Origin of the sequence: Mesorhizobium sp. ISC15 (genome assembly GCF_037162615.1) — a bacterium.
Taxonomy (GTDB): Bacteria; Pseudomonadota; Alphaproteobacteria; order Rhizobiales; family Rhizobiaceae; genus Mesorhizobium; species Mesorhizobium mediterraneum.
The window spans coordinates 882,933-895,176 of sequence record NZ_JAVSPX010000001.1 but is presented as its reverse complement, the minus strand read 5'-3'; the positions used below and the strand labels follow the sequence as shown (position 1 = coordinate 895,176).

General features: G+C 63.3%; 12 protein-coding genes and 1 tRNA gene. 4 read left to right on the top strand and 9 right to left on the bottom strand.

The genetic code is table 11. From position 1 onward, the window contains the following. Window positions 1–678: 678 nt before the first annotated feature. The 3 genes from RPG13_RS04460 to RPG13_RS04450 all read right to left on the bottom strand — a co-directional run bounded on the left by RPG13_RS04460 (window position 679) and on the right by RPG13_RS04450 (window position 3,853). Window positions 679–1,617: a hypothetical protein gene (locus RPG13_RS04460; RefSeq protein ID WP_337124486.1), complete on the bottom strand. Its 939-nt coding sequence runs from the start codon at window positions 1,615–1,617 to the stop codon at window positions 679–681. Between the two features lie 358 nt (window positions 1,618–1,975). Continuing rightward, on the bottom strand, window positions 1,976–3,421 hold the full coding sequence (locus RPG13_RS04455) for a carotenoid oxygenase family protein (RefSeq protein ID WP_337124485.1): 1,446 nt from the start codon (window positions 3,419–3,421) through the stop codon (window positions 1,976–1,978). A 356-nt stretch (window positions 3,422–3,777) separates the two neighbouring features. Further along, a tRNA-Ala gene (locus RPG13_RS04450) sits at window positions 3,778–3,853 on the bottom strand. 163 nt (window positions 3,854–4,016) lie between these two features. Here RPG13_RS04450 and RPG13_RS04445 point away from each other — a divergent pair. Both RPG13_RS04445 and RPG13_RS04440 read left to right on the top strand, forming a co-directional pair. Next, window positions 4,017–4,307 (top strand): YggT family protein, encoded by a 291-nt coding sequence (locus RPG13_RS04445; RefSeq protein WP_023800489.1) that lies wholly within the window; start codon window positions 4,017–4,019, stop codon window positions 4,305–4,307. A gap of 10 nt (window positions 4,308–4,317) precedes the next feature. Then, on the top strand, window positions 4,318–4,632 hold the full coding sequence (locus tag RPG13_RS04440) for a DUF167 family protein (protein WP_095485028.1): 315 nt from the start codon (window positions 4,318–4,320) through the stop codon (window positions 4,630–4,632). Window positions 4,633–4,938: 306 nt separating this feature from the next. Here RPG13_RS04440 and RPG13_RS04435 read toward each other — a convergent pair whose 3' ends face one another. The 6 genes from RPG13_RS04435 to RPG13_RS04410 all read right to left on the bottom strand — a co-directional run bounded on the left by RPG13_RS04435 (window position 4,939) and on the right by RPG13_RS04410 (window position 10,419). Beyond that, window positions 4,939–6,993 carry a M3 family metallopeptidase gene (locus tag RPG13_RS04435; RefSeq protein ID WP_292622676.1) on the bottom strand — a complete coding sequence of 685 codons (2,055 nt, stop codon included), beginning with the start codon at window positions 6,991–6,993 and terminating at the stop codon, window positions 4,939–4,941. Between the two features lie 134 nt (window positions 6,994–7,127). Beyond that, complete coding sequence (locus RPG13_RS04430; protein WP_095485031.1) at window positions 7,128–7,538, bottom strand: hypothetical protein; 411 nt, start codon at window positions 7,536–7,538, stop codon at window positions 7,128–7,130. A gap of 9 nt (window positions 7,539–7,547) precedes the next feature. Then, complete coding sequence (locus tag RPG13_RS04425; protein ID WP_095485032.1) at window positions 7,548–8,192, bottom strand: carbonic anhydrase; 645 nt, start codon at window positions 8,190–8,192, stop codon at window positions 7,548–7,550. A 295-nt stretch (window positions 8,193–8,487) separates the two neighbouring features. Next, complete coding sequence (locus RPG13_RS04420) at window positions 8,488–9,282, bottom strand: DUF429 domain-containing protein (RefSeq protein WP_095485033.1); 795 nt, start codon at window positions 9,280–9,282, stop codon at window positions 8,488–8,490. Continuing rightward, window positions 9,279–10,163, bottom strand: coding sequence for a pyridoxal kinase PdxY (gene pdxY, locus RPG13_RS04415; RefSeq protein WP_095485034.1), 885 nt, complete (start codon window positions 10,161–10,163; stop codon window positions 9,279–9,281). Before pdxY ends, RPG13_RS04420 begins: the two co-directional genes overlap by 4 nt. A gap of 7 nt (window positions 10,164–10,170) precedes the next feature. Beyond that, window positions 10,171–10,419: a hypothetical protein gene (locus RPG13_RS04410; RefSeq protein ID WP_337124484.1), complete on the bottom strand. Its 249-nt coding sequence runs from the start codon at window positions 10,417–10,419 to the stop codon at window positions 10,171–10,173. A gap of 163 nt (window positions 10,420–10,582) precedes the next feature. Here RPG13_RS04410 and RPG13_RS04405 point away from each other — a divergent pair, with 163 nt between their 5' ends. Next, a complete protein-coding gene (locus tag RPG13_RS04405) occupies window positions 10,583–11,221 on the top strand; it encodes a LemA family protein (protein ID WP_095485036.1) in 639 nt (212 codons plus the stop codon). A gap of 167 nt (window positions 11,222–11,388) precedes the next feature. Beyond that, on the top strand, window positions 11,389–12,243 hold the full coding sequence (locus RPG13_RS04400; RefSeq protein WP_128284745.1) for a TPM domain-containing protein: 855 nt from the start codon (window positions 11,389–11,391) through the stop codon (window positions 12,241–12,243). The last annotated feature ends 1 nt before the right edge of the window (window position 12,244 follow it).

The following is a 12,244-nucleotide window of genomic DNA, read 5'->3' as shown; positions in this document are numbered from 1 at the left end:
TTCGATGCCCCCTTGTCTTGTGTAGTCTATTCGCACCTCGATCGGCGCCGTGAGTGCGCTCCGACGTTGACGCAAGGCGCCTGCGCTTACCGCGTGGACACGGACGGCGCCAAGCGGCGTCGCAGCGGATATGATCGCCGCGCGGCAGGCTCGCACGACCGCAGCTGGCGTACCGGGTTTCGCTTTCAGTGGTCTCAAAGATCCAAAGGGATACCCCTTCGTGGAGTCACCCTCACCGGCTTTGGAAGGCCTGAGAGCGGGTGGCAGGGCGATCGATTGCTTGCCGGTCTTGGCAGAGGCAGTGGCTGCCGTGACTGCGGCCGGACTACCGGGAGCGGTACTCGTTCCGTTTTCGGCGGACGGATCGTCGCCCACGCCGACACCCGTCGAAGGGCTAACGCCTGCGTCGAGTGATCCTGCGCCGACCGAAACTCCAACGTTTGCTCCACCCACACCGTCGACGCTCGTGCCCACCCCCACAGATGCGCCTTGCGAGCTGGCGCTCACTCCGGCACCGACCCCGAGGCCGCCGGCCTTACCGCCTAAACCTGCGTCAAGAGCCGAGGCAGGCCCGATTGCGATCCCGATCGTCAACACGGCTGCGACGTACTTTTTCATTGTGATACTCCCCTGCGGCATACATTTCGCTCACTAGTCTTCACTGGCATAGGTCGAGCTTCACAGTGGTCGGGTCGGGAGCAATGCGGCGGGAAGAGCGATGGTTGCCGGCAGAACAGGATGTGGTGACTTTTTTGCCTTCACTTTCCGTTTTTTCGGCAAGCCCGGTTTACGGGCTGGTTGGGCGCCCGAACGCGATAGCGTACTTGCAAGTGGGGTACGTGATTTCGGCGCGCGCTCCAAAGCCGCAGTGCGACTCTTATCCTTGACGATGTCGATCGCCTCACGCGCGGCACTGAGGCTGCGGCCTAGACCGATAGCCCTTTCACGCTCTTTCTCCAGCACCGCACTCAACTCTGCCGAGATCTGCTTTGAAGCGTCGCGTTCCTTGCGAACAATATCGAGGTCGCGCGCAGCTGAATCTGCTCGTTCGCGTTCCAGTTCGAGTGCTTCTCCAGCTTGCTTTAGAGCGGTCTCGACCACCGATCGGTCTTTTATGGCGTTGGTCTTCTCGACCGCGGCCAGGTTTGCGCCTGTCTTAAGAGCGTCGATAGTTTGGCGAGCCGTGGTGAGTTCTTGTTCCAGGAGTTCAACCTTGTGCCTCTCCTCATCAAGCGCTTGCTTCGCAGCAACCTGAGAGGCTTCCATAGAGGGGTGCGCTCCGGCGGCCTTCTCGCGGTCCCAGAGAATGGCTTCGGCCCTAAAGTCTTCGATAACGCGCTGCGCCGTCTCCAGCGCTTCGTCTATTTGCTGCTGCTCTTTTAGGATTTGTGCTTGCTTAGCCGCCAGTGCGTGTGCATGGGCGCTTGCGTCACGTGCCTCGCGCTGCATGACGTCTAGCTCCGCGCGTGCTGCGGCCAATTCGCGGCGTAAAGCCATTTCATGCTCGCCGGGCGGCGTCTGCACACCCTCCTTGAGTTGCGCGGCGCTGGCAATGCTGACTCCCGCGGCGGCGATGACGGCAACCGCGACTGAACGAAATGTGGACGAAATCTTCACGATGGGAGACTCCTCAAGATGGCCGCCTACCTAGCGGGACGGACACATGTCGACGTCCGGCTGATAGCCACCTTCGCGGTAAAGGTTCTCTGCGATGTAGCTGCCTTTCGCCCCTTCCAGCACACAGGCCCAAGGTGGATTCCTCGGGCATCTGTAAAGACCTACTGCTGCCATCCGCGGTGTTCCTTATTTTACCCCCCGGACAGGATGATCCCGTAGACGCCTGCGAATGTCGCCCTTCATTGTGATGAAGCGACGGGCCGCGCGCGGCCCATGCCCGATATCGTCGATGGGGCCCCATGCAGCAGCGATTTCACCGGTGAAGGAGTTCTGTGCAGTGGCCGGCACTTGGCATCGGTCAGCGCGCAAATCGATCCGGGGGCGCAAAATAGATGCCATGAAAGCCAAAGGGAATGTGATGCGGGACTGAGGCCCGGGCGAGTTCGGCAAGCGTCGCGGCGTCTAGCACAAGCAGGAACGACCTGCCGGCGCCGACATCGAGCACGACGGACAGGAGGACGCCATCGTCTTCCTCTCCGCCCGCTGGCCGCGCCACAAAAACAGGCTCGCCAGCATAGCAGCCCGGTTCGGCCCAGGTCGTCACGGTCGCCGGCGCGGTGGCTGAAAGCTCGACCTTGGCTATGGTGTCGAGGAAACTGTCCGGTTCACTTTGCCCTGTTCCCCATACGCAGCGATACGGTCTGCCTGCGCGGCGGGAATAGTCGATGCGCGGCAACTCGATGCGCGTGTCGCAGAGCGGTTCCGGCTCGATCTCGATAGTCGCAGAAGGATTACCGTCGAGCGGAATGCGGTACCGCGTCAAGGTCGAGGTCGGGTTGACCTGCGCTCCGGAGCGCAGCCGGTCGAGGCGCAGCTCGTCGATGATTCTCGCATCGGGATAGGCGAGGAGGTCCACCAGCAGCGCGCCGTCCGCCTCGAAGGCATTGACGTGGTGAAAGCAGAAGCACGACGACGCCCTGGCACGGGCGGCGAAAGCGCCGGTCGACTTATCGATCACTGTGAATACGGTGCCGAACTTCGGTTGCCAGCGATAGTTTGTGATGAAGGGTCTGCCTGAGAAGACGAGCTTGAGCGGGTTCACCCGAAGCGGAAACTCCGTCAGCACCAAATAGCGTTCCGACATGCCGAAGGAATGCATGTAGCTCGGCCGATCGACGGGCAATTCGGCCAGGACACGCTGCATGCCGCTTTCGTCGACGAACAGGCGATACGTGCTGCGGCGCCCCATCTCGATGACGTACGAGTAGCCGCGCTCGCCGTCGCTGTGCGGGTGCGCAGTCGAGATCTGCCCGCTGATCGCTCGACTGAATTGGAGCCGTCCGTGCGTTTTGAGCGTGTGCGGATCGAAGCGGATCGGCATCGGCGTCTCGGTCAGCGCCACGATCTCGCCGGCCAACACCGACACATTGACATTCGCATTGTCGGTCAGCTTCGGATTGAAGATCGCCATGACGCGGCCAAAGATCGTGCGGCACGGATCAGTCATGAATTCGCCGCGTGCGATGCGGCCCTTCTCCATCGCCTCGCAATAGGATTGCGAGCGGATGAAGCGGTTGGAATAGCGGACCGCGCCATCGCTGAAGTCGAAGGCGTGGAGCATGGCGAGCCCGTCGAACCAATGCGTATAGGCTTGCCGACCCACCTCGAATTTCGCAGGCCCGGTCCGGATCAGACTGCCGGTCAGCCATGCCGGCAATTCGCCTTCCACCTGCAACGGCAGTTGATCGACCTCCTGTTCGAGTGTGGTGAAGCCCAGTGCGTAACGGCCATTCGCTTCTGGCATTTTCAGCCTCTTTCGCTTTGCCTGATGCCTCCGCCCTCCTGCCGCTAAACGCGTCAGCGTCGCCGATGTTTCGCATCCGAGCCGTAGAGCCGGACCAACTTCCTGCCAAGTTCCTGACGCAGCGGGATCAATCAGCCTCGCCAGCAGGTCGCCGATCTTGTTTGTGATCCAGACAGAACCGGGTATGGCACGATCCTGGGCGTCATAGGCCGTCGGCGCGGCGGTGAACCTTCGTCATCCGCCCGTATGCAACTGCCGCCGTGCCGGACAAGGGATGACCGGCTGAGCGAACCACAGCCCCAGCCAACGGAAAAACCGTTCGCTGGCAGCGAAATCAGATATTTGGGATATCCCGCTGGTGGAGCTGAGGAGGATCGAACTCCTGACCTCGTCATTGCGAACGACGCGCTCTCCCAGCTGAGCTACAGCCCCGTCCAGCGGATGGGCGCATTTATCGGGCGTGGCGGTTTCCTGTCAAGACGGCGTTTTGCCCAAAAAAGCCGCGCGGCGAGCCATCGACGTGGCCTGCCGCGGACAGCGGCTCTTGCCGCTTTCGCCCGTAATGGCTACATGTCGGCAACAATCGGAGACCGGCATGATAGCCCTCATTCAGACCATTGTCCTGGCGCTTGACATTTATTGGTGGATCATCATCGCTTCGGCGATTTTCTCGTGGCTCTACGCCTTCAACGTCGTCAACTCGCGCAACCAGTTCGTCGATAGCGTCAGCAACATGCTCTTCCGGCTGACCGAGCCGGCGCTGCGGCCGATCCGCCGCTTCTTGCCCGACCTCGGCGGGATCGACATTTCGCCGATCATCCTGCTTCTGATCCTGTTCTTCCTCCGGCAGTTCCTGCTCACCACGGTGGCGCCGCTGGTCGTCTGACGGCCATTCGATGACTGGGCCGTTTCGCCCACGTAACGACGGCGTCGACCTATTCGTCCGGCTGACGCCGAAAGCGGCGATGGACAAGCTCGAAGGCATCGAGATTTCGGCAGACGGGCGAAGCCATCTGAAGGCTCGCGTCCGCGCCGTGCCGGAAAACGGCGCCGCCAATCAAACGCTCGAACGGCTGGTCGCCAAGGCGCTGGGAGTGCCGCGATCGGCCGTTTCGGTCGTCGCCGGCGGCACGGCCCGGCTGAAGACGCTGCGCATCCTTGGCGATCCGGCTACGCTGGCGAAAGCCATCGAGGCGCTCAGCAGCGCTTGAGGCATCTCATTCCTTCGCGCGCCCCGTCCCGCCGGACATCTCCCCTCCGAGGGGCAGGCAGTCGCATTTGGATTCTTGCGAAGATGGACCCCCACCCTAACCCTCCCCACAAGGGGGAGGGAACGCTGCCGCGCGCCTCCACTTTGGTGCCGAAAGGCAGGCAATTTGTCGAGGTCAGCGCTAGCGGAAGTCTCCTTCCCCCTTGTGGGAAGGGGTTAGGGGTGGGGGTGCATCGTAGAGCGAAAGCCGTGGCTTTCCACCTGCCATAGCCCTGCCCACAAGGGGTGAGATTGGCAGCTTCGTTGTTCAGACCAGCCCGCGCTTGACCATCATCGCTTCGGGCGACGGCATCTTGCCGCGGAAGGCGGTGTAGAGTTCTTCCGCGTCCTTCGAGCCGCCGGCGGCATAGACGTTCTTTCTGAGCCGCTCGGCCAGCGCCGGATTGAACGGGTCGCCTGTTTCCTCGAAGGCGGCGAAGGCGTCGGCGTCGAGCACCTCCGACCACATGTAGGAATAGTAGCCGGCCGAATAGCCGTCACCGGAAAATATGTGCCCGAATTGCGGGGTGCGATGGCGCATGGCGATGGTGTCGGGCATATCGAGCTTCTCGAGCGTTTCGGTTTCGAAACGAAGCGGCTGGTCCGGCGCATCCGGCCGCGCATGGTAGGCCATGTCGACCAGCGCCGACGCGGTGAATTCGACCGTTGCGAAGCCGGCGCCAAACGTGCGCGCCGCCAGCATCTTGTCGACCAGCGCCTTCGGCATCGGCTTGCCGGTCTTCACATGCAGCGCATGCTTTTCCAGCACCGCCGGCACGGTCAGCCAGTGCTCGTAGAGCTGCGAGGGCAGCTCGACGAAATCGCGGCTGACCGAGGTGCCCGCGACCGACGGCCAGGTGACGTCCGTCAGCATGCCATGCAGGGCATGACCGAATTCGTGGAACAGGGTCTTTGCCTCGTCGACCGACAACAGCGCGGCCTCGCCTTCCGGCGGCTTGGCGAAATTCATGATGTTGTAGATGACGGGCTTGGAGCCATGGCCAAGCTTGTAGCCGGATTTCAGCGCGCTCATCCAGGCGCCCGAGCGTTTCGAGGGCCGCGCGAAATAATCGGCCAGGAACAGACCGCGCTCGCTGCCATCTGCATTCCTGACGACGAAAACACGCGCGTCCGGATGCCAGGTGGCGATGCCTTTCTTCTCCTCGAAGGTGATGCCGAACAATCGTGTCGCTACGTCGAAACAGGCATCGATGACGCGGTCGAGCTGCAGATAGGGCTTCAGCTCGGCCTCGTCGAAGGCGAACTTCTCGGCGCGCAGCTTCTCCTGATAGAAGCGCCAGTCCCAGGCAGCGAATTTTTCGTTGCTGCCGGCCTCGGCCGCCAGCCGCTGCAACTCGGTCTGGTCGCTTGCGGCCTTTTCCAAGGCTTTTTCCCAGACCGGGTCGAGCAGCGTGTGCACGGCCTCCGGCGTCTTTGCCATGGTGTCGTCGAGCTTCAGCGCGGCGAAGGAGGCGTAGCCGAGCAGCTTCGCCTTTTCGGCGCGCAGGCGCAGCATATCGCGCACTACCGTTGTGTTGTCGGTGGCGCCGCCATTCTGGCCGCGCATGGTAAAGGCGCGGAAGGCGATCTCGCGCAAGTCGCGGCGCTCGGAGAAGGTCGAGAACGGCTCGTAGATCGAGCGCGACAAGGTGACGGCATAGCGGCCCTTCTGGCCGCGCATCTCGGCGGCCTCCGCCATCGCGCTTTTCAGGAATTCGGGCAGGCCGGCAAGGTCGGCCTCGTCGAGGAACAGCGCCCAGTCGCGCTCGTCGGCAAGCAGGTTTTGGCCGAACGTCGTGCCGAGCGACGACAGTTCCTCGTTGATCGACGCCAGCCGCTTCTTGCCCTCGGCGTCGAGTTTGGCGCCGGAGCGGACAAAGCCTTTCCAGGTCTTTTCCAACACCCGCAGCGTTTCGGCATCGAGCTTCAGGGTTTCCCGGCGCTGGTAGAGATCGTCGATACGGGCGAACAGCCTCTCATTCATGGAGATCGCCGAGAAATGCCGCGACATCTTTGGCGAGATCTCGCGCTCCAGCGCCTGGATCGCCTCGTTGGTGTGAGCGCCGGCCCGGCACCAGAAGATCGACGAAACATGGTCGAGCGCCTCGCCGCCAAGCTCCAGTGCGGCGAGTGTATTCTCGACGGTCGGTGTCTCGGCATTGCCTGATATTGCCTCGATCTCGGTCTCATGCGCCTTCAATGCCGCATCGAAAACCCCGGAAAAATCGCCGTCGCCGATGCGGGTGAAATCGGGCAGGCCGAGCGGCCCTTGCCAGGTGGTCAGCGGATGGGCGGCGAGGTCGACGGCTTTTGTGGACGGCATGGACAGTCTTTCGCTGAGAGAGGGGGCTTTCGCTGAGTGGGAGAGCTTTCGCTGAGTGGCTGTAGAGGCAGGGCGGGATCATCACCGATGTAAGGCGCTGGCTTGCCGCACGCAATATCGCAGCTGCTACCCTCTCAGTAGCCGTCGCAGTTTTCCGCGATCGCCGCCTGCGAACTGGCGGTGATTTGGTTGTCGGTGATGGCGAAGGTTTCCTGCATCAGCATGTCGTTTTTGGGAAAATCATAGCAGGCGATCACCGTGGTGACGCCGCCTTCGGTCTTCTCGATCCGATGCCGGATCTCGGCTCCGGCGACAGCGCCTTTCCATTCGTCGATCGAGGCGATGAACTCCTGCTTGGTCTGGACGACGCCGAGGTCGTCGAGTTTAATCCGGACGTCATCGGCAAGCAGGTCCGACAATTCCGTGCGATCGGCGACCAGCAGCGCCGCATACCAGCGGCCGATGAGCGCGCCGTCGTCGGCGCGGGCGGATACGATTGAAAACAGCAGCGCCGCTGCGGCCAAAGCGATCGAACGGCATACCATGCAATCCTCCTATGTCATCTCCGGCCTCTCGAAGTCACCGGTCTCCTTGTTCATCACCCAGAGCTCGCCGGTCGAGATGTCGAACCAGGCGCCGTGCAGCGACAGCCGTCCCTTGCCTTCCAGGATCGAGACGCAGGGAAAGGTCCTGAGATTGGCGATCGAATAGCGGATCGAAATGCGCTCCAGCGCGGTCTGGCGCTCCGTCGCCGTCATGAAGGTGCTGGAGGACACGGTCTCGGCCGCCGGCGCAATCAGGCTCATCCATTTGCCGATGAAGTCGCCGGGCGACAAGGGCGCGGCCGTGCTGTCGAGTGCCGCGCGGATGCCGCCGCAGCGGCCATGGCCCATCACCACGATGTTCTTCACCTTGAGGCTCTGCACGGCAAACTCGAGCGCCGCCGAGGTCGAGTGGAACTGGTCGTCGGGCGCATAGGGCGGCACCAGATTGCCGACATTGCGCAGCACGAAGAGCTCGCCGGGGCCAGCGTCGAAGATCGCCTCGGGAGCCGCGCGGGAGTCGCAGCAAGCGACGATCATCGTTTCGGGGGACTGGCCCTCGCGAGCGAGCGAGCGATAGCGCCCGCTTTCGGCGAGATAGCGGCCGCTCATGAAATTGCGATAGCCGGTGAGCAGATGATCAGGGAGATGAGGCATGGGCGGCGTCTGGAGCCTTTCCGGGTTAGGCGGCAGCTCTTTTTAAGTCAGGAAGGCTCTAGCGGCAAAAGCCGGTCGCGAGCAATGCCGAATCGCAGAGGACGTGGTTGCCATGCTGGAAGGCCCCCTCATCCGGCCTCCGCTTCGCTACGGCCACCTTCTCCCCCAGGGGAGAAGAGGTCGCAAGCGCCGGTGCCAGCCTCTTCTCCCCGGCGGGGAGAAGGTGGCCCGAAAGGGCCGGACGAGGGGCCTTCGCCCAATGCGATTGCCTTGCCGATAGATGAGGCGAGGAAATTCATGCCCAGATCGCCACAGGGATGCCAAAACGGTCGGCGAGCGGCGGATCCGGAAACGGCCTTGCCTCGCCGCCGGCGATGCGGCCGGCGATCAGCATCATCACTGCGGCGTCGAGAAAGTCGTCGGCAGCAGCGCCTCGCGGCGGCGTCCGGTCGAGAAAGTCCCTGAGATAACCGTGCCGGCAAAGCAGCGCCTTGCGTTCCGCCATGCCGGCCGGGTTGATGGCGCCCTTGATCTTCTTCGGCAAACACATCGCCTGATCGCCATTCAACCGGCAGAAGGCGACTTCCGGATGCGATTCGAAGACGCGGCTGCGCAGTTCGGGACGCGCGATCAGCACGGCATCGATCTCGCGGATCTTGGTAAAGATGCCGAAGGCCTGGATCGAGACGCCGCGCGGCGGATCGGAGGTCGCCTTCGCCACTTCGCTCGCCTGGCGATGCGCGGCATACCAGGCCTCGATCGTGGTGAAGCCATCCGTATGCGCGTAAAGCGCGGCACGCGAAGGAATGGCGAAGACGCTGGACTGCCTGTTACCAAGCAGCGGCCGCACCAGCGCCTCCGGCCCGCGACCGCCCTTTTGCGAAAGTTCCGGCAGGCCGATCGGCATGTCGACGGCGACCGTCGCATCGACCGGCAATGCGTCGAGCAGTGCTGCGAAGCTGGGGAAAACGGCTACCGAGGGCGCAGCACCCGGGTTACGAGGTGTCGAACCGGGATCGCGGCGAACGGCGATCCAGCCGGCCTTGCAGCCGTCGACACCGACAAGGACGCGGCTGCCGTCCGAAGTCACGCTCTTTTGTCCCGCCCCGGATGCAGGAGATGGCGAAGCTGCACCATCGCCATCGGGTGCGACAGGCTCTGAGCGTCGGTTTCGAGCTGCAATTCGTCGCCGCCGCGCTTGGCGGTGCGCGCCAGGATCTCGTAGACCGCCGCCGTGGTCGACTGCAGTGCCTTGACCGCTGGCTGGCCGGACAGGATGCGCGCCAGGTAGACGGCCGCCGTCAGGTCGCCGAGCCCATTGGGCGGCTTGTCGATGAGGCGATGCTCGGCCAGCAGCGCCTGGTTGCCGTTGAGCAGCAGATTGCCGGTGCCGCCGGCCATCATCGCCGGCGCCGAAGTGACCAGCATGGCCGGTGGCCCGGCATGAAGGGCGGCCGCCATCACCGCTTTCAGGTCGGGCAGCGGCGCTCCCGCCATCCATTCCAGCTCGTAGCGGTTGGGCGTGGCGATGTCGGCGATCGGCATCAGCCGGTCGCGCATGGCGATGGCGGTCGCCTCCGGCACATAGAGCCCGCCCGAATCGCCCATCACCGGATCGCAGATATAGATGGCATCCGGCGTCTTCGCCTTGACCGCGCCGACCAGCGAGGCGACGGCATCGGCTTGGCCGCCTTCGCCGAGATAGCCGGACAGCACCGCGCCGACCTCGCCAAGCCACGGCGCGCGCTCGAGATCGGCCATCAGCGCCTTGAATTGATCGAGTGGCGGCACGATGCGCGTCGCCCGTCCATGGCCCGGATGCCAAGGCAGGATGACGGTCGGCACCGCCCACACCGGAAAGCCCAGCGTCTCCAGCGCAAAGACCGCGGCGCGGTTGCCGACCGAGCCGCGCGCGACATGGCTGGAAATGACGATGACCGCGCGCGGCGCGTCGTGTTCTTCGGTGCTCACGGGATTCCTAACTTTGGATGATGAAAAGCACGAGCCAGATCAACAGGCCAATGGCGATAATGAGCCCTAGCGCCCGGCCAATGCGCGTGCCCCAATATTCGATCGGGTCCGACTGGTCGGCATCCACTGCTGCGACGTGATCGCGCGCGCCCTTCGCGGTCCGCGCAATGAACGAGGTGCCGCCCGGGTCGGTCTCACGTGCCACGCGCTCGATGATGCGGCGCGATTCGTCGTCGCTGTCCTGGCGTCCCGCCATGGCGATGTCCTGTTTTCGCGGCGACTTTAACCCGTTCGCCCGGCCAATCACAGGGCCTTGCAGCGAATGATAAAGAACCAGTAACGCTTCCGGGCGGAGGTCATGTTCTTGCGCGCGGATTGTGGTAATGCTTCGCCTGTCAGTCTTATTGAGGGATCTTACCATGCTTGCCCAGCGTCTTTCCTCCCCTTTCGTCTTCCGCAACCTGCCAGCCTTGCTGATGATGGCGATCGTGCTGCCGCTGCTTGCCGGCTGTGGCTACAACACCATCCCGACGGCGGAGGAAAACGCCAAGGCCGCATGGAGCCAGGTGCTGAACCAGTACCAGCGTCGCGCCGATCTCATTCCCAATCTGGTCGAGACGGTCAAGGGCTATGCCGCGCACGAGAAGGATACGCTCGATGCGGTGGTCGAGGCGCGCGCCAAGGCGACGCAAGTGACGGTGACGCCGGAAACGCTGAGCAATCCGGAGGCCGTCAAGAATTTTCAGGACAGCCAGGCCGGCCTGACCAGCGCGCTGTCGCGGTTGCTGGCAGTGGTGGAGAATTATCCCGACCTCAAGGCCAACCAGAATTTTCTGGCGCTGCAGGCGCAGCTCGAAGGCACCGAAAACCGCATCGCGGTCGCCCGCCGCGACTATATCCAGGCGGTGCAGGAGTACAATCTGACGCTGAAGACCTTCCCGTCGGTGATTTGGGCAACCCTGTGGTTCCGCGGCAATCAGCCGTTCGCCAACTTCACCATTGAGGAAGACAAGATGCAGACGCCGAAGGTCGATTTCGGCACGACGCAGGGCGGGTGACGAACAGCTGGTGAGCGTGGTCCCTATTGGCCTTGCACTCCGTAGCACCCCCCTCTGTCCTGCCGGACATCTCCCCCTCAAGGGGGGAGATTTGCAGCTTCGACCCCGCCGCCAATCTTGCAACGTTGGAGATTGGCGAAGGCAGGAATGACATCCAATCTCCCCCCTTGAGGGGGAGATGTCCGGCAGGACAGAGGGGGGCGCGACGGAGTGGCAACCTCTCGCTTCTAGGCGTCACTCTAGTTCTGCTTTGCCTTAGCCTCTTCCTCCCCCTCACCGCGCTCGCCGCCGAACTGCCTGCACTGACCGGGCGGGTCGTCGACAATGCCGGGATCATCGATGCCGCGACCAAGGCGGCGCTGACCCGGAAGCTCGCAGATTTCGAGGCAAAGGGCTCTGACCAGATCGTCGTCGCGACGATCGATAGCCTCGACGGCGAGGAGATCGAACCCTACGCCAACCGGCTGTTTCGCGCCTGGAAGCTCGGCCAGGCCGGTGAGGACAATGGCGTGCTTTTGCTGGTCGCCCAGAACGACCGCAAGATGCGCATCGAGGTCGGCTACGGGCTGGAAGGCACGCTGACCGACCTGCACACCAAGCTGATCATCGAAAACGACATGGTGCCAGCCTTCCGCGCTGGCGACTTCTCCGGCGGCATAGCCAAGGCCGTCGACGACATGGTCATGGTGCTGGAAGGCAATCCGGAAGAGCTGGAAGCGCGCGGGACCCGCAACCAGCAGGCGCCATTCAACACCGACGATCTGTTCTTTGCGATCTTCATAAGCATCTGGGCGATCATCTTCTTCGGCAGCATCGCCGCCTCCATCCTGCCGCCGATCTTCGGCCAGAAGATCGGTCCTGGCCGCTATCGCTGGCTGGGCATGACCTTCGAGCCGAGCCGGCGGTCTTCCAGCGGCTGGTCGGGAAGTTCCGGCGGGGGATGGTCGTCGGGTTCAGGCGGTGGCGGCTTTTCCGGCGGCGGTGGCTCGTCCGGCGGCGGCGGCTCATCGGGAAGCTGGTGAC

Coding starts and splice junctions, on each gene's coding strand:
- RPG13_RS04445 (WP_023800489.1), top strand. CDS start 4,017: ATGATAGCCCTCATTCAGACCATTGTCCTGGCGCTTGACATTTATTGG.
- RPG13_RS04425 (WP_095485032.1), bottom strand. CDS start 8,192: ATGCCTCATCTCCCTGATCATCTGCTCACCGGCTATCGCAATTTCATG.
- RPG13_RS04435 (WP_292622676.1), bottom strand. CDS start 6,993: ATGCCGTCCACAAAAGCCGTCGACCTCGCCGCCCATCCGCTGACCACC.
- RPG13_RS04455 (WP_337124485.1), bottom strand. CDS start 3,421: ATGCCAGAAGCGAATGGCCGTTACGCACTGGGCTTCACCACACTCGAA.
- RPG13_RS04440 (WP_095485028.1), top strand. CDS start 4,318: ATGACTGGGCCGTTTCGCCCACGTAACGACGGCGTCGACCTATTCGTC.
- RPG13_RS04410 (WP_337124484.1), bottom strand. CDS start 10,419: ATGGCGGGACGCCAGGACAGCGACGACGAATCGCGCCGCATCATCGAG.
- RPG13_RS04430 (WP_095485031.1), bottom strand. CDS start 7,538: ATGGTATGCCGTTCGATCGCTTTGGCCGCAGCGGCGCTGCTGTTTTCA.
- RPG13_RS04405 (WP_095485036.1), top strand. CDS start 10,583: ATGCTTGCCCAGCGTCTTTCCTCCCCTTTCGTCTTCCGCAACCTGCCA.